This window comes from Archangium lipolyticum (genome assembly GCF_024623785.1).
Classification (GTDB): domain Bacteria; phylum Myxococcota; class Myxococcia; order Myxococcales; family Myxococcaceae; genus Archangium; species Archangium lipolyticum.
Genome location: NZ_JANKBZ010000004.1, coordinates 122,970 through 146,469, shown reverse-complemented (window position 1 = coordinate 146,469; position 23,500 = coordinate 122,970). Strand labels below are relative to the sequence as shown.

Annotated in this window: 25 protein-coding genes; 17 read left to right on the top strand and 8 right to left on the bottom strand. The window is 68.7% G+C overall.

Features of this window, described 5'->3' with window-relative positions; genetic code table 11:
* Positions 1-14 precede the first annotated feature (14 nt).
* From NR810_RS10760 to NR810_RS10745, 4 genes are all read right to left on the bottom strand, one after another.
* Positions 15-1,151, bottom strand: coding sequence for an AI-2E family transporter (locus tag NR810_RS10760; RefSeq protein ID WP_306818070.1), 1,137 nt, complete (start codon positions 1,149-1,151; stop codon positions 15-17).
* Positions 1,152-1,166: 15 nt separating this feature from the next.
* Positions 1,167-1,445: a hypothetical protein gene (locus NR810_RS10755; protein ID WP_257451004.1), complete on the bottom strand. Its 279-nt coding sequence runs from the start codon at positions 1,443-1,445 to the stop codon at positions 1,167-1,169.
* Positions 1,446-1,544: 99 nt separating this feature from the next.
* Positions 1,545-2,198, bottom strand: a complete 654-nt coding sequence (locus tag NR810_RS10750) for a SanA/YdcF family protein (protein WP_257451002.1) — start codon at positions 2,196-2,198, stop codon at positions 1,545-1,547.
* A 77-nt stretch (positions 2,199-2,275) separates the two neighbouring features.
* Positions 2,276-2,698, bottom strand: a complete 423-nt coding sequence (locus tag NR810_RS10745; RefSeq protein ID WP_257451000.1) for a response regulator — start codon at positions 2,696-2,698, stop codon at positions 2,276-2,278.
* Positions 2,699-2,943: 245 nt separating this feature from the next.
* On the opposite strand from NR810_RS10745, the gene atpG reads away from it, so the two are divergent.
* The 14 genes from atpG (at position 2,944) to NR810_RS10675 (ending at position 15,448) form a co-directional block, all read left to right on the top strand.
* On the top strand, positions 2,944-3,840 hold the full coding sequence (gene atpG, locus NR810_RS10740; protein ID WP_257450998.1) for an ATP synthase F1 subunit gamma: 897 nt from the start codon (positions 2,944-2,946) through the stop codon (positions 3,838-3,840).
* Between the two features lie 114 nt (positions 3,841-3,954).
* The gene (gene atpD / locus NR810_RS10735) at positions 3,955-5,400 is read left to right on the top strand and encodes a F0F1 ATP synthase subunit beta (protein ID WP_257450996.1); all 1,446 of its coding nucleotides are present in this window, start codon (positions 3,955-3,957) and stop codon (positions 5,398-5,400) included.
* 30 nt (positions 5,401-5,430) lie between these two features.
* The gene (locus NR810_RS10730; protein ID WP_257450994.1) at positions 5,431-5,973 is read left to right on the top strand and encodes a hypothetical protein; all 543 of its coding nucleotides are present in this window, start codon (positions 5,431-5,433) and stop codon (positions 5,971-5,973) included.
* 30 nt (positions 5,974-6,003) lie between these two features.
* Positions 6,004-6,408 (top strand): F0F1 ATP synthase subunit epsilon, encoded by a 405-nt coding sequence (locus NR810_RS10725; protein WP_257450992.1) that lies wholly within the window; start codon positions 6,004-6,006, stop codon positions 6,406-6,408.
* A 240-nt stretch (positions 6,409-6,648) separates the two neighbouring features.
* Positions 6,649-7,041, top strand: coding sequence for a group I truncated hemoglobin (locus NR810_RS10720; protein ID WP_257450990.1), 393 nt, complete (start codon positions 6,649-6,651; stop codon positions 7,039-7,041).
* A gap of 23 nt (positions 7,042-7,064) precedes the next feature.
* Positions 7,065-8,081: a 2Fe-2S iron-sulfur cluster-binding protein gene (locus NR810_RS10715; RefSeq protein WP_257450988.1), complete on the top strand. Its 1,017-nt coding sequence runs from the start codon at positions 7,065-7,067 to the stop codon at positions 8,079-8,081.
* A complete protein-coding gene (locus NR810_RS10710; RefSeq protein WP_257450986.1) occupies positions 8,059-8,517 on the top strand; it encodes an RrF2 family transcriptional regulator in 459 nt (152 codons plus the stop codon). The genes NR810_RS10715 and NR810_RS10710 overlap by 23 nt, the downstream gene beginning before the upstream one ends.
* A gap of 10 nt (positions 8,518-8,527) precedes the next feature.
* On the top strand, positions 8,528-8,785 hold the full coding sequence (locus tag NR810_RS10705) for a hypothetical protein (RefSeq protein WP_257450984.1): 258 nt from the start codon (positions 8,528-8,530) through the stop codon (positions 8,783-8,785).
* A 125-nt stretch (positions 8,786-8,910) separates the two neighbouring features.
* Positions 8,911-9,945 (top strand): ADP-ribosylglycohydrolase family protein, encoded by a 1,035-nt coding sequence (locus tag NR810_RS10700; RefSeq protein WP_257450982.1) that lies wholly within the window; start codon positions 8,911-8,913, stop codon positions 9,943-9,945.
* 168 nt (positions 9,946-10,113) lie between these two features.
* Positions 10,114-10,518, top strand: a complete 405-nt coding sequence (locus tag NR810_RS10695) for a phage holin family protein (RefSeq protein WP_257450980.1) — start codon at positions 10,114-10,116, stop codon at positions 10,516-10,518.
* Positions 10,515-11,045: a hypothetical protein gene (locus tag NR810_RS10690; RefSeq protein WP_257450978.1), complete on the top strand. Its 531-nt coding sequence runs from the start codon at positions 10,515-10,517 to the stop codon at positions 11,043-11,045. The genes NR810_RS10695 and NR810_RS10690 overlap by 4 nt, the downstream gene beginning before the upstream one ends.
* Before the next feature lie 125 nt (positions 11,046-11,170).
* Positions 11,171-12,499: a cytochrome ubiquinol oxidase subunit I gene (locus NR810_RS10685; protein WP_257450976.1), complete on the top strand. Its 1,329-nt coding sequence runs from the start codon at positions 11,171-11,173 to the stop codon at positions 12,497-12,499.
* Positions 12,489-13,538 carry a cytochrome d ubiquinol oxidase subunit II gene (locus NR810_RS10680; RefSeq protein WP_257450973.1) on the top strand — a complete coding sequence of 350 codons (1,050 nt, stop codon included), beginning with the start codon at positions 12,489-12,491 and terminating at the stop codon, positions 13,536-13,538. Before NR810_RS10685 ends, NR810_RS10680 begins: the two co-directional genes overlap by 11 nt.
* Positions 13,539-13,630: 92 nt before the next feature.
* Positions 13,631-15,448, top strand: coding sequence for an AMP-dependent synthetase/ligase (locus NR810_RS10675; RefSeq protein ID WP_257450971.1), 1,818 nt, complete (start codon positions 13,631-13,633; stop codon positions 15,446-15,448).
* A 52-nt stretch (positions 15,449-15,500) separates the two neighbouring features.
* On the opposite strand, the gene NR810_RS10670 is transcribed toward NR810_RS10675, so the two are convergent.
* Positions 15,501-17,750, bottom strand: coding sequence for an ATP-binding protein (locus tag NR810_RS10670; protein WP_257450969.1), 2,250 nt, complete (start codon positions 17,748-17,750; stop codon positions 15,501-15,503).
* A gap of 222 nt (positions 17,751-17,972) precedes the next feature.
* On the opposite strand from NR810_RS10670, the gene NR810_RS10665 reads away from it, so the two are divergent.
* A complete protein-coding gene (locus NR810_RS10665) occupies positions 17,973-19,376 on the top strand; it encodes an ATP-binding protein (RefSeq protein WP_257450967.1) in 1,404 nt (467 codons plus the stop codon).
* Positions 19,377-19,436: 60 nt separating this feature from the next.
* On the opposite strand, the gene NR810_RS10660 is transcribed toward NR810_RS10665, so the two are convergent.
* The 3 genes from NR810_RS10660 to NR810_RS10650 all read right to left on the bottom strand — a co-directional run bounded on the left by NR810_RS10660 (position 19,437) and on the right by NR810_RS10650 (position 21,825).
* Entirely contained in the window at positions 19,437-19,829 is a 393-nt protein-coding gene (locus NR810_RS10660; RefSeq protein WP_257450965.1) for an HIT family protein, read from the bottom strand.
* 92 nt (positions 19,830-19,921) lie between these two features.
* Entirely contained in the window at positions 19,922-20,332 is a 411-nt protein-coding gene (locus NR810_RS10655; RefSeq protein WP_257450962.1) for a TfoX/Sxy family protein, read from the bottom strand.
* 23 nt (positions 20,333-20,355) lie between these two features.
* Positions 20,356-21,825: an amidohydrolase family protein gene (locus NR810_RS10650; RefSeq protein WP_257450960.1), complete on the bottom strand. Its 1,470-nt coding sequence runs from the start codon at positions 21,823-21,825 to the stop codon at positions 20,356-20,358.
* 151 nt (positions 21,826-21,976) lie between these two features.
* Between NR810_RS10650 and NR810_RS52070 the strand changes: the two genes are divergently transcribed.
* Positions 21,977-22,729, top strand: coding sequence for a M23 family metallopeptidase (locus NR810_RS52070; protein ID WP_306818068.1), 753 nt, complete (start codon positions 21,977-21,979; stop codon positions 22,727-22,729).
* A 107-nt stretch (positions 22,730-22,836) separates the two neighbouring features.
* Positions 22,837-23,493, top strand: a complete 657-nt coding sequence (locus NR810_RS10640; protein ID WP_257450949.1) for a hypothetical protein — start codon at positions 22,837-22,839, stop codon at positions 23,491-23,493.
* The last annotated feature ends 7 nt before the right edge of the window (positions 23,494-23,500 follow it).

Genomic DNA, 23,500 nt, shown 5'->3' with positions numbered 1-23,500 from the left:
CTCCGGGGTAGGGCTCAGTGATGGACGGCGGGCGGCTCGGTGGGGGGCTCGTCGTGGAGTTTCCGGGCCTCGGGGGCGAGGATGATGCGCGTCGCCCCGTTGCTGTTCGTGCTCCACTGCTTGCGCAGTTGCGACAGCCGGTCCTGGAGCAGCACCTGGACCGCGCCCGCGATCGGTAGCGCCAGCAGCGCGCCGACGAGCCCCGTCAGGCTCGTGCCCACCAGCATCACCAGGGCGATGAGCAGCGGGTTCATCTTCAGGGTCCGGCGCTGGACGAGCGGCTGCAGCAGGTTGCCCTCCACCTGCTGGTAGATGAGGAACACCGCCAGCGCGATGAGGCCCTGCTTCGTTCCCACCGAGGCGAACGTCGTCCCCGCCACCAGCAGGGCGCCCAGGGCGGAGCCCACGAAGGGGATGAGTCCCAGCACCGCCATGGCCAACCCCAGTGGCAGGAAGTAGGGCACACCCAGCAGCAGGGTGAACACCGCCGTCACCACCCCGCCGACGAGCGAGACGAAGAACGCTCCGGCCACGTAGCCGCCCACCGTGCGGTGCATCTCGTGGCCCAGGGACCGCCAGTGCTCACGTCGCGACGGCTCCACCCACTGTAGCGCCTTGTCGAACAGGTCCGCTCCGAACAGCAGGTAGAAGATCGTCAGCACGGCGATGGTCACCGCGGCCGCCACGTCCCGCAGGATGTCCGTCACCATCCCGAGCACCGGCCCCGGGGCCATTCCAATCCGCCGGCGCAGCTCCTGGGAGATCCGGTCGATGATGTCGTAGCGATCGTCGAGCGTCCTCACCCACCGGTGCTGCTGCAAGCGCTCGATGTAGTCCGGGGCCGCGCGGATGAGCGCGCGTCCCTGCTCGATGAACATCGGCACCAGCGTCATCACCAGCGCCGTCACCAGGCCCAGTCCCAACAGGGACACCGCCAGCACGGCCAGGCCTCGCCGCAGCCCCCTCTGCTCCAGCCAGCGCACCAGCGGGTTCGCCGCCAGCGCCAGGAAGAGGGCCACCAGCATCCATGACAGCACCGTCCACACCGTGGCCACCAGCCACAGCACGGCCACCAGCGCCAGCACGTTCAGCGCCACCATCCACACCACTCGGGGCGTCAGCGGCGCGGAGCGTCGGGTCCGTGTCTCCAAGGAACCGTCCCTCGTCTACCCTTCGGGTAGATCGTTCGGAGGCAGGGGCCGCAGCGGCTCCCTCGGCCGGGCGGTGATCTCCGCCTGCTCCTCCTCGTCCTCTCCCTCGCCGCGGCGGAACTCGTGGATCTGATCCGGAAGGATGTCCCGGTAGTCCGGCGAGTCCTCCAGCGGAGGGGTCGCGGTGAGCTCCTGGTCCGTGAAGTTGATGTGCTCCTGGCCGGTGACGGGGTCCCGATTCCGCAAGGATTCCGACTCACCCACGTCCTCGGCTCCGAGGTCCTTGAATCGCATGGCTCTTCCTCCGAGCACGCCGGGTTGGCTGCTCCAGCCAACGGTGCGAACCGGGTGGATTCCACGCAACAGGGCGAGGTTGCTCGCCTGTCAGGTGGCTCAGCGCGACCCGGCCAGCGTCCGGCCGGAGGGGTAGCGGGGCTCCGCCCCGGCCATCACCATGCACAGGGCCAGCACCCGGGAGAGCGTCTCACGCAGGGCATAGCGGCGGGTGCGTGGCCGCCCCTCGTCCGCGGCCACCCCCCAGGCGTCGATGCCCACCGAGTTGGCGATGTAGAGGGCACGCGTCAGGTGGAAGCGCTGGGTGACGAGCACCGCCTCGCGCACCCCGAAGACGGTGTGCGCCCGCACGGAGCTGTCGTAGGTGGACAGGCCCGCGTCGTCCTCCTGTACCGCGGAGGCCGGGATGCCCCGCTCCAGCACGTAGTGCAGCATGGCCCGCGTCTCGTCGTGGAAGCGGTCCGAGTTGTCCCCGCTGAGCAGCAGCGTGTCCACCTTGCCCTCGCGGTAGAGGGCGATGGCCGCGTCCAGCCGCTGGGCCAGTACCGGCGAGGGCACCCCCCCGGGGGCGAGCCCCGCTCCGTACACGATGGCCACCGGCTTCTGGGGCGCCTCGGCACGGGGGAGGATCCGGTCCGCGTAGCGCTTCTCCACATAGAGGGAAGCCGCCCACACGCCCAGCGTCACCGCCAGCCCCATGGCCAGCAGCGCCAGCGCCCACCTGCGTACCTGACTCGCCTTGCCTCTCCCCATGGACCCCGGCCCAACCACCGGGAGGCCCATTCTCGTCCCCTCGCCTCCGGTGGGGAACCGATTCCCCGCCTGGTTGCTCACACGGGGACACCCGCGTTGGTGTCCTCGGCCCGTTGCGCGTGCCGCTCCACCGCCTCCAGCACCTGCCGGGGGTCCGCCGGCTTGCCCAGGAAGGAGGCGACCCCATAGCTGGAGGCGTACAGGGCCCGGTCCCTCGGACTCATCCTCGCCATGGACGCCGAGAGGATGACGACGGGAATGGAGCGCAGGGTGTCATCCCCCCGCCGGGTGGTGAGCAGCCGGTGGCCGTCCATGACGGGCAGGGACATGTCCAGCACCACCATGGCGGGCCGGGGGGCGCGCGCCATCATCTCGAGCGCCTCCTTCCCGTGACTCGCTGATCGCACCGGATAGCCATGGGACTCCAGGAAGTGTTGGAGCGACTCGCGGATGTCGGGGTCGTCCTCCACGATGAGTACCGGGCCGCGCAGCGAGGCCATGGGTCAGAGCTCCGGTGAGGTGTGGGCCTGCCCTTGAAGGCTAGTTCCCGGGTCCCGGGTCGGCATCCCCGGGCGCGCGGCGTGTCCGCCTGGACGCCATACCCCACTCCGGGGCCCGTGAGGCCTCTTTAGTGGAAGGCCACGGTTGACCGGCTGGCACACCGCCCTATATAGGGGGCCGCGTCCGGACCCCGCCCCCCCGCGGGGGTGCTCAGGTCCGCGTTTCCAGAGGAGTTGGTGGCCCCATGGCGTCCCTTCGCGACATTCGCAAGCGCATCCGCTCGGTGAAGAACACGCGGCAGATCACCAAGGCGATGAAGATGGTGGCCGCCGCGAAGCTGCGCAAGGCGCAGGACGCCATCATCGCCGCCCGGCCCTACGCGCAGATGCTGGACCAGATCATCTCCGACCTGGTGACGCGCTCCCAGGGCGAGGGCCTGGCGCACCCGCTGCTCACCTCGCGCCCGGTGCGCAAGGTGGAGCTGCTGCTGCTGACCTCGGACCGCGGTCTGGCCGGTGGCTTCAACTCCAACGTCATCCGTCGCGCCAGCCGCTTCCTCTACGAGAACAGCGGCATGGACGTCGAGGTGTCCACCGTCGGCCGCAAGGGCAACGACTTCTTCCGCCAGCGCGGCCAGAAGATGCGCAAGGACTTCGGCCAGCTCTACCAGCGGCTGGACTACCTCCACGCCTCCCAGGTGGCCGAGGAGATGAGCGCCCGCTTCCTCAAGGGCGAGGTGGACGCCGTCTACGTCATCTACAACGAGTTCCTGTCCGCCATCAGCCAGAAGGTGACGGTGGCCCAGCTGCTGCCGCTGCAGACGCTGTCGGTGGAGGCCCCCAAGGCCGTCCAGGCCGCTCCGGAGACGGCCACCCCGGCGCTGGTGGACTTCAAGTACGAGCCGGGCCGCCAGGACGTGCTCGATCGGCTGGTGCCCCAGGCGGTATCCATCAAGCTGTACCGCTCCCTGCTGGAGAGCGTCGCCAGCGAGCACGGCGCGCGCATGAGCGCTATGGAAAACGCCACCAGCAACGCCACGGACATGATCGCCGCCCTGTCGCTCACGTACAACCGCACGCGCCAGGCCGTCATCACCAAGGAGCTGATGGAGATCGTGTCCGGTGCCGAGGCTCTGAAGTAGAAGTTCCGCTTCTGGCCGAAGGGCCGCGAAGCTTGACCCCTGGGGGAGGCCACCTGTAGAGGGGGCCCGCCCATCCCCCGGGCCACAAATTCGACGAGGGACGGAAGACATTCCATGAGCGCTCAAGTTCCGACGGTAGGTAAGGTGACCCAGGTTCTCGGTCCTGTGGTCGACGTGGAGTTCCCGCCCGGTGGGCTCCCCGAGGTGTTCACCGCCCTCAAGGTGACCAACCCCAACATCAGCGCGGGGCAGAACAACCTCACCATCGAGGTGGCGCAGCACCTGGGTGAGAACACCGTGCGCTGCATCGCCATGGACTCCACGGACGGTATCGGCCGTGGCCAGCCGGTGACGAACACGGGCGCGCCCATCCAGGCGCCGGTGGGCAAGGCCACCCTGGGCCGCATCCTCAACGTGACCGGCGATCCGGTGGACGAGAAGGGCCCCGTGGCCGCCAAGGAGACCTGGCCCATCCACCGCCAGCCGCCCCCGTTCACCGAGCAGGACGTGCGCGTCCAGATGTTCGAGACGGGCATCAAGGTCATCGACCTGCTGGCCCCCTACACCCGTGGCGGGAAGATCGGCCTGTTCGGCGGCGCCGGCGTGGGCAAGACGGTGCTCCTGCAGGAGCTCATCCGCAACGTGGCCGTGGAGCGCGGTGGCTTCTCCGTGTTCGCCGGCGTGGGCGAGCGCACCCGCGAGGGCAACGACCTGTATCACGAGATGCAGGACTCCAAGGTCATCAAGATCGACAACCTGGAGGAGAGCCAGGTGGTGCTGGTGTACGGGCAGATGAACGAGCCGCCCGGCGCCCGCGCCCGCGTGGCCCTCACCGCCCTGACCATCGCGGAGTACTTCCGCGACGTCGAGGGGCGTGACGTGCTCCTCTTCATCGACAACATCTTCCGGTTCACCCAGGCCGGTTCCGAGGTGTCCGCCCTCCTGGGCCGCATCCCGAGCGCCGTGGGTTACCAGCCCACGCTGGCCACGGAGATGGGCGGTCTGCAGGAGCGCATCACCTCCACCACCAAGGGCTCGGTCACCTCGGTGCAGGCCATCTACGTGCCCGCCGACGACCTGACGGACCCGGCGCCCGCCACCGCGTTCGCCCACCTGGACGCGACGACGGTGCTCAACCGCGCCATCTCCGAGCTGGGCATCTACCCGGCCGTGGATCCGCTCGACTCCACCAGCCGCATCCTGTCGCCGGACGTCGTGGGCCAGGAGCACTACACGGTGGCCCGCCGCGTCCAGGGCGTGCTCCAGCGCTACAAGGAGCTGCAGGACATCATCGCCATCCTCGGCATGGACGAGCTGTCCGAGGACGACAAGCTGGTGGTGGCGCGCGCCCGGAAGATCCAGCGCTTCCTCTCGCAGCCCTTCTTCGTGGCCACGGTGTTCACCGGCGCCCCGGGCAAGTACGTGAAGCTCCAGGACACCATCCAGGGCTTCAAGGAGATCTGCGACGGCAAGCACGACGACATCCCCGAGTCGGCGTTCTACATGGTGGGCGGCATCGACGAGGCGCTGGAGAAGGCCCGTAAGATGGCGGCGGCCTAGTCGGCCGTACCGCGCCGGGAGGTCGTCAGCGTGCTGCGATCCGTCCTCGTCCTGGTGCTGTTGCTGGTGGCGCTCCCGGTGTCCGCCGCGGAGCGCTCCAGCCGTACGCGGGTGAGCGCCAACGGTACCTTCAGTGTGCGCCTGGTGGAGAAGAACCCCGGGCAGTGCACGCTGGAGGTGTCGAAGGAGAGCGGGCCCGTCTGGACGCTGGCGGAGTGCGTGGGCGGGGTGGACGACCTGTACTTCGTCTCCAATGACGGGGAGCGGGTGTGGGTGCTCTACCCGCTGGCGCCCAAGGGCACGGTGAAGCTAGCCGGCAAGAAGAACAGGAAGATACCCGCGTGGGCCAATACGGCCGTGGCGGCGCAGTATACCCGCCGGGGCCAGGTGCAGGAGCGGCGCCTGCTGGAGTTCGTGGGCTCGCGCGAGTTGCCCGAGGTGCGGCAGATGGCGCAGCACCTCAAGTGGTTGGAGGGCGTGCTCGGGGTTCCGGGCAAGGGCCCGCGCCTGACGGACGCCGGGCGCATCGAGTTCGAGACGGTGGGCGGCAAGACCCACCAGCTGACCTTCTGAAAAAGCGGTACCCAGGGAGCACGGAAGCCCATGGCCAAGCTGACGGTCGAGATTGTGACCCCCGAGAAGCGCATCCTGTCGGTGCAGGCGGACGAGGCGATCGTCCCCGGTGGCAAGGGCCTGTTCGGCGTGAGGCCGGGCCACACGCCGTTCCTGTCGCTGATGGAGCCGGGGCCGCTGACGCTCATCGACGGCGGGCGGCGCGAGTACTACTTCGTGGCGGGCGGCTTCGTCGAGGTGAGCAACGACAAGGTGCTGGTGCTGGCGGACGTGGCCGAGTCGGTGACGGGCATCGACGTGGAGGCGGCGCGGCGCCGGATGCAGGAGGCCGCCGAGCGGCTCAAGGGCATGTCGGCGGACGACGTGCGTTTCGACATCGAGCAGGCGACGGTGCGCCGCGAGACGGCGCGCATGAGCGCGGCCTCGCTGCGCTAACTCCGCAAACGCATGACTACCCACCCTCTCCCGCTGGGAGAGGGCTGGGGTGAGGGTATCTCGGGTCCCGTGTTCGGGTCCTGGGATGCCCTCTTCGCGTTTCTGGGCCCCACTTCCACTCCCCGACCCTGGGGGGCGACTTGACGCTGCGTCAAAAAAGGTGCATCACATATGCACCTTTAAAGATGCATATGAAATGCATCAATATGGCGGCCCAAGAAGGCCAGGGGAGAGGGGCACATGCAGAACAGCGTCGCGGAGAAGAAGCCGTCCAGCCTGTACGAGCAGATTGGCGGAGAGCCGGCGATGAGCGCGGCGGTGGAGCTCTTCTACCGGAAGGTGCTGTCGGACGAGCGCATCAGCCACTTCTTCGAGGACGTGGACATGGAGCGCCAGGCGGCGAAGCAGAAGGCGTTCCTCACGATGGTGTGCGGAGGCCCTGTCTCCTACTCGGGCAAGGACATGCGCAAGGGGCACGCGCACCTGGTGAAGCAGGGGCTGAACGACACGCACTTCAACGCGGTGGCGGAGCACCTGGGCGCGACGCTGACGGAGCTGGGTGTGCCTGCGCCGCTGGTGGAGCAGGTGCTGAAGATCGCCGAGGGCGCTCGCGCGGACGTGCTCAACCGCTGAAGAGCCGGGGGGAGGGCACGCACATGACGAGGGTGAAGCACGAGGGCCAGTGGTACGGGCTGGATGAGGGCGAGTCGGTGCTCGACGGACTGCTGCGGGGGGGCGTGGCGGTGCCGCACTCGTGCAGGGCGGGGGCCTGCCAGTCCTGTCTGATGCGGGCCGAGCGCGGAGACGTGCCGGCCAAGGCGCAGGTGGGGCTGAAGGAGACGCTGAAGGCCCAGGGCTACTTCCTCGCGTGTGCGTGCCGTCCGGACTCCGAGCTCGAGGTGGCGAGCGCCGGCGCGGACCTGCGGGTGTCCGCGCGCATCGCCTCGCTGGAGCGTCTGAGCGACAGCGTGCTGTGCGTGCGGCTGCGCCCCGAGGGAGGCTTCGAGTACCGGGCCGGCCAGTACGTGTCCCTGCTTCGAGCCGATGGCCTGGCCCGCAGCTACTCACTCGCGAGCCAGCCGCACGAGGACACGTTGGAGCTCCACGTCCGTCGGATTTCCGGAGGCCGCATGAGCGGGTGGCTCTTCGACGAGGCCCGGCCGGGAGATCCGGTGGAGCTCCAAGGACCCGCGGGTGAATGCTTCTACGTGCCGGGGCGGCCGGAGCAACCGTTGTTGCTGGCGGGGTCGGGCACGGGTCTGGCGCCGCTGTACGGTATCGTCCGGGACGCGCTGGCTCAGGGACACACCGGTCCCATCTGGCTCTTCCACGGTGCCGTCGATGCCTCCGGGCTGTACCTCGTGGACGAGCTGCGCGCCTTGCAGTCCCGTCACCCCCAGTTGCAGTACCGGCCTTGTGTTCTGAGAGGGCCGGAACGGGTGGGCGTCTCCGTCGGTGCGCTCGATGCGCTCATCAAGGATGCATGCCCCCGGCCGGCCGGCTGGCGCGCCTGGCTGTGCGGCAACCCGGACCTGGTGCTATCCCTGAGGAAGAAGCTCTTCCTCGCCGGACTGTCGCTCAAGGAGATCCATGCGGATGCGTTCCTTCCGAGTACACCTCCGCCGCAGGTGGGCATAGGGGTGACGACGAGTGCATCTGACCCTTCACGCTGACTACGCGCTGCGCGTGCTGCTGTACCTGGCGTCCAACCCCGACAGGGTGGTCTCCACGGGCGAGGTGAGCGACGCCTATGGCATCTCCAAGCACCACCTCGTCCGGGTGATGCAGGGCCTGGGCCGGCATGGCTTCGTGGAGGTGCGGCCGGGGCGCGCGGGAGGGGTGATCCTCGCGCGGCCCCCGTCGGAGATCTCCGTGGGAGATGTGGTGCGCCGCATGGAGCCGGACTTCCACGTGGTGGAGTGCTTCGATCCCGAGACGAACAAGTGCCCCATCGTCCCGGCCTGCGGGCTCATCGGCATACTCAACGAGGCCACGCGCGCCTTCCAGTCCTCGTTGGACAAGTACACGCTGGAGGACGTCCTGCGCCGCAGCCCGCGCAAGCTGTCCGCCTATTTCCTCAAGCCCACGGCGGATGCCGGGGTCGGTTGAGGGTCCTCCCGTGACGTCGCCCGTGTTGGAGCTCTTCCACCTCATCGCGGATCCTCCCTCGGCGGCGGCGCGCCGTTACGTGGTGGACTACGCGCTCGAGGACCGGGTGCGCTTCCGCAATGTCGCCTTTCCAGAAGCGGAGGCGGATTGGCGAGAGCGTGGTGGACACAGCACACCGGCGCTCTGGGATGGCGTGCACCTGCACCAGGGCGCCGAGGCGGTACTGGCCAGACTGCAGGCGGTTGTCAACCTCGGCCGCGACGAGTAGTCGCTCCGGATCTTGTGGTGGGAGCGCGTCCTCCACCCAACCCGTGCGTGGGCACGGGGAGATCTCACTGTGGATGAAAGTCGGTGCTGGTCACGGGACGTGGCTCGGTTATCTTGCCGCTCCCCATGTCGCTGACACCCGCCGAGCGCCAGGACAGGTTCCACGCCGCGTTCCTGGGACTCGCCATTGGGGATGCCCTGGGCTTTCCCCTGCGGGGCATCCCTCCGGCGAGTCTCGCGCGCCTGCCTGGACTGGCGGAGGACTTCGCGCCTCGGCCTCGGGGGAAGTTCGCCAAGGGCCAGTTCTCGGATGACACGCAGCTGATGCTGGCCGCGGCCGAGAGCGTCATCCGCGAGGGGAAGGTGGAGGGGCGCAGCGCGGCGGCGCACCTGGCGTGGCTGTGGCAGGAGGGCATCATCCTCCAGCCGCCCAAGCATCTGTCCGAGGCGCTGCAGAAGCTGGCGCAGGGCACGCCGTGGATGAGCGCGGGGGCGCCGCTGGGAGTGAAGTGCCACTCGGTGCTGAGCCGCGCGGTGGTGGTGGGCCTCTTCGAGAGCAAGAGCAAGGTGCGCATCCGCCACGACGCGGGCGTGCTGTCGGTGCTGACGCACAAGGACCCGACGTGCGCGGCGGCGGCGGCGGCCTTCGCGCAGGCGGTGGCGCTGGGGCTGACGACGAAGGAGCCCCTCACGCCCGCGGCGTTCTGCGAGGAGCTGGCACTCTCCGCGGCGGCGCATGACAAGGAGCTGGCCGAGGAGCTGCGGCACCTGCCACGGTTGCTGACGTGGGACACGGCGCGGGCGCTGGGGCAGCTGCGCAAGGTGAGCGTCCCGCCCAGCCAGCTGCGGGGCGTGGACGGGCTGCCGCCGCACGTGGTGCCGGTGCTGCTCACGGCGCTGTACGCGACCTTGAAGGTGCCGCACGACTTCCGGCAGGCGGTGGAGCTGACGCTGCGCTGCGGAGGCGAGGCGGACGTGGCCGCCGCCTGCACGGGCGCGCTGCTGGGCGCGCACCTGGGCACGGCCATCCTCCCGGCCCGGTTGCGCAAGAACGTGCTGTACGCGGACACGCTGCTGGACGCGGCGGACCGGCTCTTCCAGGCGAGGCAGGTGCGCGAGACGCTCGCCACCGCGCTGGCCCAGCAGAAGCGCCGCCGCTGACCCACCGGGCCCCTGGCCGCTCGCTCGCTTCCAAGGAGGCGGCCGGGCATCGCCGTGTTCCGGCGGACGGACTTCCCCAGGAATGTCTCCGCTCCCACCTTCCGCGAGAGAGCGGGTGGCACCCGGTACCACGGGGTGGGCCCGCCGGATGCCCCGGGAGGCGGAGACGTGGAACTCGAATCGGAGCGTCTGGAGCGCAGACAACTGGAGTCCCTGTCCACGGCGGAGCTCATCCGCCATGCCATCGAGGAAGCGCGGCTGCTGGCGCGCGCCGAGGTGCTGCACGCGAAGAAGGAGCTGCGGGAAGAGGTGAAGGCGGCGCGCACCTCCGGCATCCTCCTGGGCGCCGGTGCCGTGCTGGGGCTCGTGGGCCTGGCGGCCCTCCTCGTGGCGGCGGGCCTGGCGCTGCCGCTGGCCCAGTGGCTCGGCGTGCTGTTGGTGGGCGTCTTCCTGGTGCTGCTCGCGGGAGGCCTGGCATTCGCGGGCGCCAGGCGGCTGCCGAAGAAGCCCCTGTCCCACACCCAGGAACGGTTGAAGACGGACATCGCCCGCACCCGGGAGACACTGCAATGAGCGAGCAGGAAAAGGGCGGCGGGCACATCACCGCCGGCATGGACGAGCGCGAGAAGGTGGAGAAGACGGCGGACCGGCTGCGCGACGAACTGCTCCTCACCCTCGAGGAGCTGGACCGGCGCCGCGAGCGCGCCATGGACGTGCGCTACCAGGTGCGCCACGCGGTCGAGAAGAACCGCGATGTGTTGATCAAGGCGGGCGGCGTCGCGCTGGGGTTGCTGGTCATGAGCATGGGTTACTCCTGGTGGAAGGCGCGCCACCGCGAGGAGCTGCTGTGGAAGCACCGCCGCCAGGCGCTGCGGCGGGCCTGGGAGCATCCGGACCGGCTGGCCTCGCAAGCCGAGGAGCGGCCCATCGGCTTCGAGCTCGGCCGCAAGCTCGTCCTCATCTTCGCCTCCACGCTGGCCTCGGCCCTGGCGAAGAGCGCAGTGAAGACGCTGGTGCCTCCCTCCCCGGAGCCGCAGCAGGCCCCGGAAGGCAAGAAGCGCCTCGGGCTGCGCATCAACCACTCCCCGGCCCACGCGTAGTGTCCGGGGCCAGACGGCGGATACGGCATGCTCCGGCGACGGGGCGTGCCGTGTTCACTGCTGGTGACATGGATAAGAATCGTTGATTGCGAGAAATTAGCGCATAAAGCAGACTCATCTACGTCATGGATCTGCTCTACGCGCGTGCCCAGATGGGGCTGTCCCTCGCCTTTCACATCATCTTCGCGGCCGCGGGTATCGCGCTGCCCCTGTTGATGGTGCTCAGTGACGTGAAGGCCCGGAGGACGGGCGACGCGGACTACGTGGAGCTCAGCAAGAAGCTGGCGAAGGGCACGGCCATCCTCTTCGCGGTGGGGGCGGTGAGCGGCACGGTGCTGTCCTTCGAGCTGGGGCTGCTGTGGCCCGCGTTCATGGGGACATACGGAGAAGTGATAGGGCTGCCCTTCGCGCTGGAGGGGACGGCCTTCTTCACCGAGGCGGTGTTCCTCGGCATCTATCTGTACGGGAGGGAGCGGATACCGGCGGGGCTGCACCTCTTCTCGGGGGTGATGGTGGCGGTGAGCGGCGCGGCGAGCGCCTTCTTCGTCACGCTGGTGAACGCCTTCATGAACCACCCGGCGGGCTTCACGCCCACGGCGGGCGGGCCGGTGAACGTGGATCCGGTGGCGGCGATGTTCAGCCCGGGCTGGGCCTATCAGGTCCTGCACACGCTGCTCGCGTGTTACCAGGCCAGCGCCTTCGCCATGGCGGGCATCCACGCCTTCGTGCTGCTGCGGCACCCGGGAGCCGCCTTCCACCGCAAGGCGCTCTCCGTGGCGCTGCCGCTCGCGTGCGTCACCGCGCTGCTGCAGCCCTTCGCGGGAGACCTGGAGGCGGAGCACATCGCCCATGCGCAGCCGGTGAAGCTGGCGGCGGCGGAGGGCCTCTTCGAGACGCAGCGGGGCGCGCCCCTGAGCGTGGGCGGGCTGCCGGACGTGGAGACGGGTACCACGCCCTACGCCATCGAGATACCCAAGGGGCTGTCGATCCTGGCGTTCCGGGATCCGGACGCGGAGGTGAAGGGCCTGAACGACTTCCCTCGTGACGAGTGGCCGCCGGTGCTCAAGGTGCACCTGGCCTTCCAGGTCATGGTGGGCACGGGAGGGCTGATGGCGCTGCTGGCGGTGGTGACGCTCTTCCTGCGCTGGCGGCACAAGGCGTGGCCCGAGGGCCGGCGGGTGCTGTGGGGCTGGCTGCTGTGTGGACCGCTCGGGGTGGTGGCGATGGAGGCGGGGTGGCTCGTCACCGAGTGGGGACGCCAGCCGTGGATCATCCGCGGGGTGATGCGCACGGCGGACGCGGTGACGCCGGTGACGCACCTGGCGGTACCCTTCTGGACGTTCACGCTCGTCTATCTCTTCCTGGGGGCGATGGTGGTGTTCCTCCTGGTGCGGCAGGTGGCGGGCACGCTGCCGGGCCGCGCGCCCCCCTCGGAGGTGGCCCATGTCCACTGAGCTGTGGTTGCTGGGCGGAGCGCTGGTGGGCAGCTTCGTCCTCTACGCGCTCTTCGGAGGCGCGGACTTCGGCGGCGGGGTGTGGGACCTGCTGGCCTCGGGGCCCCGGAAGGCGGAACAGCGGGCGCTCATCGCCAGGGCACTCGGGCCGGTGTGGGAGGTGAACCACGTCTGGCTCATCATCGGCGTGGTCATCCTCTTCGGCGTCTTCCCGAGGGCCTTCGCGGTGCTGTCGGTGGCGCTGCACGTGCCGCTGACGCTGCTGCTGCTGGGCATCGTCTTCCGGGGTACGGCCTTCACCTTCCGCACCTACGACGCGCGGGGGGACAAGGTGCAGCGGCGCTGGGGGCTCGTCTTCAGCGTGGCGAGCGTGCTGGCGCCCCTGCTACTGGGGATGTGCGTGGGCGCGATGGTGAGCGGAGACATCCAGGTGGAGGGGCTCGCCGTGGTGAGCGGCTTCCTCTCCGCGTGGCTGTCGCCCTTCGCGCTGGCGGTGGGCGTGCTGGCGCTGTGCCTCTTCGCCTTCCTGGCGGCGGTGTACCTCACGGCGGAGACGCGCGAGCCCGCGCTCCAGGAGGACTTCCGGCGGCGGGCGCTGGGCGCGGGCGTGGCGGTGTTCCTCGCGGCCTTCGGCGTGCTGCTGCTGGCGCGGGGTGGGGCACCCCGGGTGTGGTCGGGGCTGACGGGCTCTCCCTTCGCGTTGGGGCTGCACGCGGCCACGGCGGTGGCGGCGGTGCTGGCCTTCGGACTGTTGCTCACCCGACACTTCTGGCCGGCGCGCGTGGCGGCGGCGGCACAGGTGGGCCTCATCGTCTCGGGGTGGGCGGTCTCCCAGTACCCCTACCTCGTGGTGCCGGACGTCACCCTCCAGGGCGCGGCGGCGAACGTGGCCACCCAGCGGGCCCTCCTGGTGGCGCTCGCGGTGGGGGGAGCCCTCATCTTCCCGTCCCTCTTCTTCCTGCTGCGGGTGTTCCAGTCACCCCGCCCACCATTTTCCACCCCGGGTGCGGGCGGAAAGGCGGCCAGACCCATGCAGTAGGGCCCCCAAATGAAATGAGGTAGCGTCCGGGCTTCAGGCACGGGGGGAGCTTCAAAACCGTCCACCTCCCAGCACCCAAGGAGCCCGAGTACATGGCGAGCCCCAAGTTCGAGACGCTGGTCGACATCTTCCTGCAGAGCACTGCCCACTACGGCCCTCGCAACCTGTTTGGCGAGAAGAAGAACGGCCAATGGACGTGGATGACGTACATCCAGTTCGGTCAGATGGTGGATGACCTGCGCGGGGGCCTGTCACAGCTCGGCGTGACGCACGGAGACCGTGTGGCCGTCATCTCCAACAACCGCCACGAGTGGGCGGTGGGTGCATATGCCTGTTACACGCTGGGAGCTGCCTACGTCCCCATGTACGAGCAGCAGCAGGAGAAGGAGTGGCTGTACATCCTCAATGACTGTGGCGCCAAGGTGGTGTTCGTCGCCACGGATGCCATCGCCGCCAAGGTGAAGGCACTTCAGCCGCAGCTACCCAAGCTCGAGCACATCATCCGCTTCACCGGCACCTCGCACGAGACGGACAGCTTCGCCTGTCTGCTGCGCCGGGGCACGGAGACGCCCAGCCCCGTCGTGCAGCCCAAGCCCACGGACCTGTGTGGCCTCATCTACACCTCGGGCACCACCGGCAACCCCAAGGGCGTGATGCTCAGCCACTCCAACATCGCGCGCAACGTGGCCGCCATCCACGAAGTCTTCCCCATGTCCGAGGCGGACTGCTCCCTGTCCTTCCTCCCGTGGGCGCACGTCTTCGGCCAGTCGGTGGAGCTGCACGGCCTGTTCTCCATGGGCGCCGCCATGGGCATCGCCGAGGCGGTGGACAAGATCATCGACAACCTGAGCGAGGTGAAGCCCACGCTGCTCTTCTCGGTGCCGCGCATCTTCAACCGCATCTATGACGGGCTGCAGAAGCGCATGGCCTCGGAGTCGCCCATCAAGCGCATGCTCTTCACCCGCGGCCTGGAGGTGGCCAGGCAGCGCCGCGAGCTGGCGGACCGCAAGGACAACAGCCTGCTGGTGGACGTGCAGCACACCTTCTTCGACAAGGTCGTCTTCTCCAAGGTGCGCGCCCGGTTCGGCGGCCGGCTGAAGTATGCCTTCAGCGGTGGCGCGGCCATCTCGCGCGAGGTGGCGGAGTTCATCGACAACCTTGGCATCACCGTCTACGAGGGCTACGGCCTCACCGAGACGTCCCCCATCGCCACGGCCAACTTCCCCGGCAACCGGAAGATCGGCTCGGTGGGCAAGGCCATCCCCGGCACGCGCGTGGAGATCGACCGTAGCGAGACGGGCGACCCGAAGCAGGGGGAGATCGTCGTCCACGGCCACAACGTGATGCTGGGCTACTACAACCTGCCCGACGAGAACGCGAAGGCCTTCACGGGCGACGGTGGCTACAGGACCGGCGACATGGGCTACCTGGATGACGACGGGTACCTGTGGATCACCGGCCGCATCAAGGAGCAGTACAAGCTGGAGAACGGCAAGTACGTGGTGCCGGTGCCCATCGAGCAGGCGCTGCAGCTCTCGCCCTTCATCACGAACGTGATGGTGCACGGGCAGAACAAGCCCTTCAACGTGGCCATCATCGTCCCGGACATGGAGGCGCTGAAGAAGTGGGCGGCCGAGAAGGGACTGGACATCACCTCCATCCCCGAGCTGCTCAAGCGCGAGGAGGTGCAGCAGCTCTACCGGGAGCAGATCCTTGAGTACACCAAGAGCATCAAGGGGTACGAGAAGCCGCAGCGTTTCCTGCTCATCAGCGAGGACTTCACCACGGCCAATGACATGCTGACGGCGTCGCTGAAGCTCAAGCGGCGCAGCGTGCTCAAGAAGTACGACGAGGCCGTGGAGGAGCTGTACCGCGAGGCGGAGAAGAGCGGCGAGCCCCGAGCGGCCTGAGGTCCATGGCTCGCCGTCCGCGTGGAAGCGCGGACGGGTGACCCCGTGCTTCTCAGGGCCAGGTGGCCACCGGCAGCGTGAAGAAGAAGATGCTGCCGGAGCCCACCTGGCTCTCCGCCCACAGCTGGCCCCCATGGGCTTCGATGATGCCCTTGGCGATGTAGAGGCCGAGCCCGGTGCCCTCCCGAGCACGCTTCTTGGCTTGCCAGTACCGGTTGAACAGGTGGGGCAACTGCTCCGCGGAAATGCCTGGGCCGGTGTCCTTCACGGCGAACCTCACGGCCTTGCCCACCAGATCGATCGTGAGCTGGATGGAGCCTCCTTCCGGGGTGAACTTGATGGCGTTTCCGATCAGGTTCGAGAGCACCTGGAAGATCCGGTCCCGGTCGACTCGGATCAGCACCTCGGGATGACTCACCCGCTGTGAGATGGACAGCCGCTTCTGCTCCGCGAGCGGACGTAGGATCTCCAGACACTCCTCGAGCAGGCTCTCCAACTCCTCCGGCGCGGGCTCGATGACGAAGCGTCCCGCCTCGATCTTCGCGAGGTCGAGCAGGTCCCGGATGAGGGTGTTCATCCGCTCCGTCGCGTGCTGGATGCGCTCGGCTGAGTTCTGGAGCCGCCGCCAGGGGCCTTCGCGGTCCAGAGGCAAGGCCCGGAGGATGGACCCTACCTGGAGATGGATGACCCCGAGCGGGTTCTTCAAATCGTGCGAGACGACCGCCACCAGGTCGTCCCTGGCCTGGACGGCCTTCTGCTCCCGAAGCACCTGATGCCCCAGGTCCATCTCGATGGCGTAGCGCCTCAGGTCCGCGGCGGCTTCCACCTCGGCCGGCGTCCACGGCGGCGAGGTCGAGCGGACGACCTCCTTCCACAGCTCGAACGAGCGGCGCGGGTGGAGGCGTAGCTCCTGTCCCTCCCGCTCGACGGGCTTGGTGGGGTCACCTCCCCAGTTCACCGTCTGGATGACCTCCGGCCGGAACCACAGGACGTAGTCGGGGGCGGGCTTGGGAAGGGAGATCGCGAGCAGGCCGCTGGCGACCTCCTTGAATGCCTCCGCTGGCGGGTAGAGGCCAGGCAGGGCCCTGGTGTGGAAGAGGCCCTCCTTGACCGTCTCGCGCAGCCACTCGACGAGGCCCTCGATGGCCGATTCTGGAGGGACACGCCCCACTGTCCAGCACCTGCCTTCGCGGAACACGGCCGCGCCGCTCGCTCCCGCGAGCCCCAGCAGCTCCGCTGGCTGCTTGACGAGACCGGCGAGGGCCTCTTCCTCTTCGGCCCGCATTGCTTCCACCAGGCGCTCCTGGTGCCCACGCAGCTTCTTGCGGAGCTCCACCTTCTCGAGCTCCACCATGGCTCCTATCAGCTGAGAGGTGATGCGGCCGATGAGCTCACACGCGGCCCGCAGCTCGTAAGGGAGGAACCTTGGCGAGGAATGGTTCCCGCAGGAAATCAATCCCCAGAGCCTTTCCCCATGGACGAGGGAAATGCTCATGGAGGCGCGGAGGCCCAGGTTCCGCATGTACTCGATATGAATGGGCGAGACACTCCGGAGCACGGAGAAGCTCAAGTCGAGGGGCTGCTGGTTGTCAGGCCGGAGGCTGGGAAGGATGGGCGCGGGCCTGTACTCCCTGTCGGGGATGATGCGCAGCCAGTTGAGCAGGTAGAGCCGGCGTGCCTGCTGGGGGATGTCCGAGGCGGGATAATGAAGGCCGAGATACGCATCCAGGCCCTCCAGCTTGTCCTCGGACAGGACCTCGCCATTGTCCTCCTCATCGAAGCGGTAGATCGTGACCCGCTCGAACCCCGTGAGCCGGCGCACCTCGGCGGCGGCCGTGTCGCAGAGCTCGCGCAGGTTCTCCGCCGCCTGCAACCGGGCGAGGGCCCGCTGGAGGAGTCGCTGGAGGGACCACCCATCTTTCCCCTCAGTCATGGGCCGTACCGGCTCGAGCTCCAAGAGGGTGGCGCCCTGGTGGCGATGGACGATTCCGTCGAAGGCGCGCGAGCCCACCGTGACAGGAAATGGGTTGTTCTCCTGGGGACGGTCGCTCCGCAGCGCTTCGGTCAGCAGGCCCAGCGAGGTCGCATCGAGCAGGTTTTCGAGCGGGCGGCCCAATAGCAGCTCCGGTTCGATGCCCAGGACGTCCGCCACGTTCGCGCTCACCTGAGCGACCGTCAGCGCGGGCTCGTGCAGGGCGAACAGGACGCCATGCGGCTGAATGGCGCCCGGAATGTGGATGGGCTCCTTGGCGCAGTTGGTCAGGTCGACGGCTTGTCCGGGCAAGGACGTGTCGGTCTTCATCGGGAAAGTCCTGGCGGAGACATCTGCTCGTTACTCCATGCTGCTACCTACCCGCTGACGGTCGGAAGAGGCAGGGACAACTGTGAGATCGTTAAAATGCGGATGGGGGGGCGCGTTCGCGTCGAGAGCGCGCCGGGGCTCGCGAGCAGCTCGCCTGCCTGGAGCAGTGGAGGGCGAATGGAGGAGAGGGGGGACTCCCCCCCTTGGTGTTAGGGTGTTGAGATGACCTCCGCACCCGGACGTTCAGCGCACAGCCAGAACCAGCATCCGCGGAGGGCTGAGGACAACCACACCGTTCAGTTCTACGAGGACCCAACGTTCCTCTTCGACGTGGTGGTGCGATTCGTGGACGCGGGGTTCCAGGCGGGTGAACCCGCTGTCATCATCGCCACGGAAGCGCACCGAGCGGGCCTGGTGCAGCGGCTGAAGGCGAAGGGCTTCGACGTGGAGCGTGCCTGCGAGGACGGGCGTCTCGTCCTCCTCGACGCTCGGGACACCCTGGCCAGGTTCATGGTCGGGGGGCTGCCTGACTGGAGTCGCTTCCGGGATGTCATCGGTGGGGTTCTCGACAGGAGTCATCGGAACGCTGGGGGGGCATGTGTTCGTGCCTACGGCGAGATGGTGGACCTGCTCTGGAAGGAGCGAAATCCGCAGGCCGCACTGCTGCTGGAGGAGCAGTGGAACGAGCTCGGCAAGGAGCACCCCTTCAGCCTGCTGTGTGGTTACGAGATGGGAAACTTCCGCACGAAGGACGATGCGCAGGCGTTCCACGAAGTCTGCTGCGCACACTCCCACGTCATTCCCACCGAGAAGTACTCACAAGCCGAGTCCCTCGATGCGCGCCTGCGCGAAGTCTCCGTTCTCCAGCAGCGCGCCCAGGCGCTCGAAGCTGAAATCGAGCACCGGAAGCGGATCGAGAAGGAGCTGTTGGAGGCGCTGAAGCTGCGTGATGATTTCCTGTCCGTTGCCGGGCATGAGCTGAAGACACCCCTCACCACTCTCCAACTCCATGTCCAATCACTCCTGGGCATGGTGAAGGAGAGGGGGGAGGAGCGCCTGAAGGAGAAATTGGAAAAAGCGCGGCGGCAGACCGAGCGGCTCGCCGCGCTCACGGATGAGCTTCTGGATGTTGCCCGCCTCAGCACTGGCCAACTCACGCTTCGGTTGGAGGAGTGTGACTTGTCAGCACTCGTGCTCGACGTGGTGGACCGTTTCGCCGAAGCGGTGGCCCGGTCGGAATGTCAGCTCAGGGTGAGCGTGGAGGAGCACGTGAGGGGGCAGTGGGACAGGTTGCGTATCGAGCAGGTGATAACGAACCTGCTCTCCAACGCGCTCAAGTACGGGGTTGGCAAACCCGTGGAAGTGCGGGTGAACGCGGGGAAGGGCCGAGCGCGGCTGTCCGTCCGGGATAACGGCATTGGCATTCCGCTCAAGGACCAGGCTCGCATCTTCGACCGATTCGAGCGGGCGGTGTCCTCACGGAATTACGGCGGACTCGGGCTCGGGCTCTGGATTACCCGGCAAGTGGTCGAAGCTCACGGTGGCGTCGTTCGCGTCGAGAGCGAGCCAGGGAATGGGGCCACGTTCATTGTCGAGCTGTCGTACCTCCCCGGCGACAGAGGTTGAGCAGCACCCTCTCCCTCTGGGAGAGGGCTGGGGTGAGGGTCGTCCCGGCGCGTCAGCGGCTCACTGCCCGCGGATGCGCGCGGCCAGCTTGGCCAGCTCGCCGTGGTCCATCGGGCTGCCGGCGAACGAGGGCAACTCCGCCATGGAGTCGGTGGGGATGAGGTGCACGTGGGCGTGCGGCACCTCGTAGCCGAGCACCACCTCCACCACGCGCTGGCATTGCGTGCGCTCCTTGAGCAGCCGCGCCACGGTGCGCACCGCCTGCATCAGCGCGCCATATGCCTCGGGCTCCATGTCGAAGAGGTAGTCCACCCCCACCTTGGGGATGACGAGCGTGTGCCCGGGCCTCAGCGGACGGATGTCCAGGAAGGCCAGGTGCCGGTCGTCCTCCCACACCTTGTGGCAGGAAATCTCGCCTCGGACGATCTTCGCGAAGAGGGTGTCTGCGGCCACGGTGCTGCCTCCGTTGAAGGAAGAGGCGGCAGGATAGCGGCTGCCGCCACGAAGGGCGCCGGGCTCGTTCGGAAAGTGAGGACCGGTGACAGTCAGGCACGCCGCGAGCGGCGGACAGGCTTCTTCTTCGCCGGGGCCACGGGCTTCTTCTTCGCGGCGGGCTTCTTCTGGGCGGCCCTCAGGGCGGCCTCCACCGCGCGGCGCGCCCAGGGCAGCAGCGCGTGGGCGTCGTCGCTCGCTTCCGGCGGAGGCGTCCAGTACGACATGGTGACGGGCTTGCGGCCCTTGCCCGCGTCGTAGACGAAGGGCTCGCCTCCCGCGGACTCGAAGGCGGGGCGCGTGGTGTCGTCCGTCTTGAGGTACAGCCGGTCCTCGGCGATGAGGCCGAACATCCTCCCGCCCTGGTACAGGCCCCACCCACCGAACATGTTGCGCGCCTGCACGGGGCCGAGTGGCTCCAGCAGCTCCAGCGTGTACTCCACGTAGCTGTCCATGCGCGCCATGCGGTGCCCTCCGGTTCGCTCCATCATGGGACCGCCGACGCGGTGGTGGCCACGTTCTTCTTCTTCGCCCGGGGCGGCGCATTCGCCACCACCGCCGTGCGCTCCAGCATCGCGTCCAGCTCGCTCCTCGGCAGCCAGCGCCCGCGCACCATCACCCCGGCGATGGCGCGCGTGTGCCGCACGTCCTCCAGCGGGTTGGCGTCCAGCAGCAGCAGGTCCGCGCGCCGGCCCTCTGCCACCGTGCCCCAGGTGCTCGCTTCGCCCAGGTACTCCGCCGCGTTGCGCGTGGCCGCCTCCAGCACCCCGTAGGCCGGAATCCCCGCCGCCGCCAGCGCCTCCATCTCCCGGTGCACCGCGAAGCCCGCCACCATGAAGAGCTGCGGCGAGTCCGAGCCCACCAGCAGCTTCGCGCCCGCCGTGTACAGCCCGTGCACCACCTGCCGCCGCAGCTCGGCGAACCGGCGCTTGCGCTCCGCCGGTACTCCCGCCATCTGCGCGTCTCCCGCCACCATCCGCGTCCACGCCTCCACGGAGGCCTGCGGCACGAAGCGCAGCTCCGGACGCGCACGCAGCGGCTCCACGCCCTCGGGGCTCGTCACCGTCTCGAACAGGGCCAGCGTGGGTGAGCTCCACACGCCTGCCTTTCTCGTGGCCTCCGCCAGCGCTGGGATGCGGGCCGGGTCCATCCGCTCCAGCGGCTCACCCAGCTCCACCTGGCCCACCTCCACCCGCGCGGCGTCGTTCTCGGGCAGCAGCTCGTTGAGGTAGCCGTCCAGATGTTCGATCTGCTGCCCCGACTCCAGCGCGTGGAAGAGCCCCACGTCCGGTGTCACGTGGCCGCTCACCTTCAGCCCTCGCGCGCGTGCCTCGGCCATCATGGCGTCATAGGTCTCTCGGCCCAGGGAGCCGTGTGTCTTCAGCAGGTCGTAGCCCGCCGCCGCGTACTCGCGCACCCGCTGTCGCACCTGCTCCGGTCCCCGCACCGACTTGCCATGCAACGAGGGCCCCGCGACGCGCAGCGTGGGCCCCAGCACCTCCCCGCGCGCCACCCGGTCCCTCACCAGCCGCGGGGTGTCCTTGGGGCCTCCCAGCGCCCGCGCCGAGGTGACGCCATTGGCCACCAGCAGCGCGAGCACCTGGCCGGCGGGATCCTCCGGCTCTCCCGTGCCCGGCACCAGGTGCAGGTGCATGTCGGCCAGCCCAGGCATCAGGTAGCGGCCCTGTCCCTCCACACGCACCGCGTCCCGGGGCACTCGCGTGGAGTCCACCGGGCCCAGGGCCACGATGCGCTCTCCCCTCACCACCACCGTCTGGTGGGCGAGCAGGTGCTCGGCATCCATGGGCACCACGTTCACGTCCACGAAGGCCACCACGCGCTCCACGGGGGGAGCCTCCCCACTCGCGGCTGGAGTGGCCGGGCTCGTCGCGCAGGCCGCCATCCCGAGCCCCAGGCCCAGGGTCATCCACCGAAGCCACCGTGTCTCTCGCCGCATGTGTGTCGTTCCCCCTCACCCGGGGTCCCCGGGCGGCGCAGCCAACAAGGCTGTCTGGTCGCCTGTTCCCGGAACCAGGAGACGAGCAGGAAAGCGGAAAAAGAGTCTGAAATACAGCAAGGGCACTCCGTCGTTTATGCGCGGCCCACCCATGATCCTGCCCACGCTCTTCCTGCTTGCTTCCGCTCCGGCAGTCCCCTCCGCCCGCAACACCGTGGTTCCCGAGATGGGCGTCCCGTTTGCCTGTGGCCGGGTGTTCCCGGTGAGCCAGGGCCACGACACGGGAAGCCACCTTCAGAACGACACCTACGCCTGGGATTTCCGCATGCCCGTTGGCACCCCCATCGTCGCCGCTCAGGACGGCGTGGTGCGCATGGCGCGCGGTGACAGCAATCAGGGCGCGTGCGATCCGAAGATGGCGCAGTACGCCAACTACATCGTCATCTCCCACGAGGGCGGCGTCGAGACGCAGTACCTCCACTTCAGCGCGGTGGTGGTGAAGGCAGGCGACAAGGTGCGCAAGGGTCAGCTCATCGGCTACTCGGGCAACACCGGCTGGTCCTGCGGTCCCCACCTGCACTTCAAGGTGGCGCAGACCCGGGGCAACGGGTGGAACAACCCCTCCGTGCCCGCGCTCATCTCCGGCTACGGCGACCCGGTGCGCGACACCCTCGTCGCCGCGCCCGCGTGTGGCAACACGGGCGACATGCCGGTGATGGCCGCTCATGACGCGGCGCGTGGCAGCGAGCCGCTCGCGCCCGCCTCGGCCCCGCCTCGCGAGGGCGAGCAGGCCGCGGGTGGCATCCCGGCTGGAGCCAAGGCCATCCTGGAGCGCGCGGCTTCCTCCGCGGGTCGCGCATCGGATGCGGCCGGCGGCTCCCGCCAGGCCAGCCGCTCCGAGTAGGACCTGGACTCCGGGTGTTGGACCGCTCCCCGTGCGCCGGGGAGCGGCTGCCCGTCAGCTCTCCATGCTAGCGTGCACCTCTCGGTGAACCCCCCGACGAGGTGGCCATGCTGTTCTTCGACCTGGAGGCCTATGCGCCTCCGAGCGAGCGCGCCACGAGCCTGAGCTCGCTCGTCGTCAATCCCGCGAGGCCGGGCCACGTGCTGCTCGGGGGCTGCTTCTTCAGCAAGCGCTTCGAGCAGTCCATCCCAGAGGCACCCGAGGTGGAGGGGCTGTGGCTGTGGGACTTCGAGTCCGAGGCCGCGCTGCTCCGGGCCATCAAGGCGCGCTTCGAGGAGGAGTGGAAGCGCCAGCGGGCCGAGGGCGTGCGGGTGCTCGGCAAGCCCGCGACGGACCTGGTGGTGTGTGGCGCGGGGATCGCCAAGTTCGACCTGCCGGCGCTCTACTGCCGCTCGCTCTTCAACGAGATCGCCGATCCGGCCGAGCTGTTCGAGGTCTTCTTCAAGGCCCGGCCGATCGACCTGGCGAACGAGGCGAGCTTCCTCTTCCCCGAGGAGCCCATCCTGTACCCCAAGACGACCAAGGAGATGGCCGGGCGCCTGGGGCTGCGCGAGAAGAAGGGCTCGAGCAAGGGCGTGTGGGAGAGCTACGAGAGCGGCGACTACCGCGCCATCGAGCAGCGGACCGCGGAGGAGTTGTTGCTGGTGATGGAACTCTACAGGCGCTTGCAGGCCAGGGTCGTCCGCCCCGCCCGACACGGTTGAGTCGAGC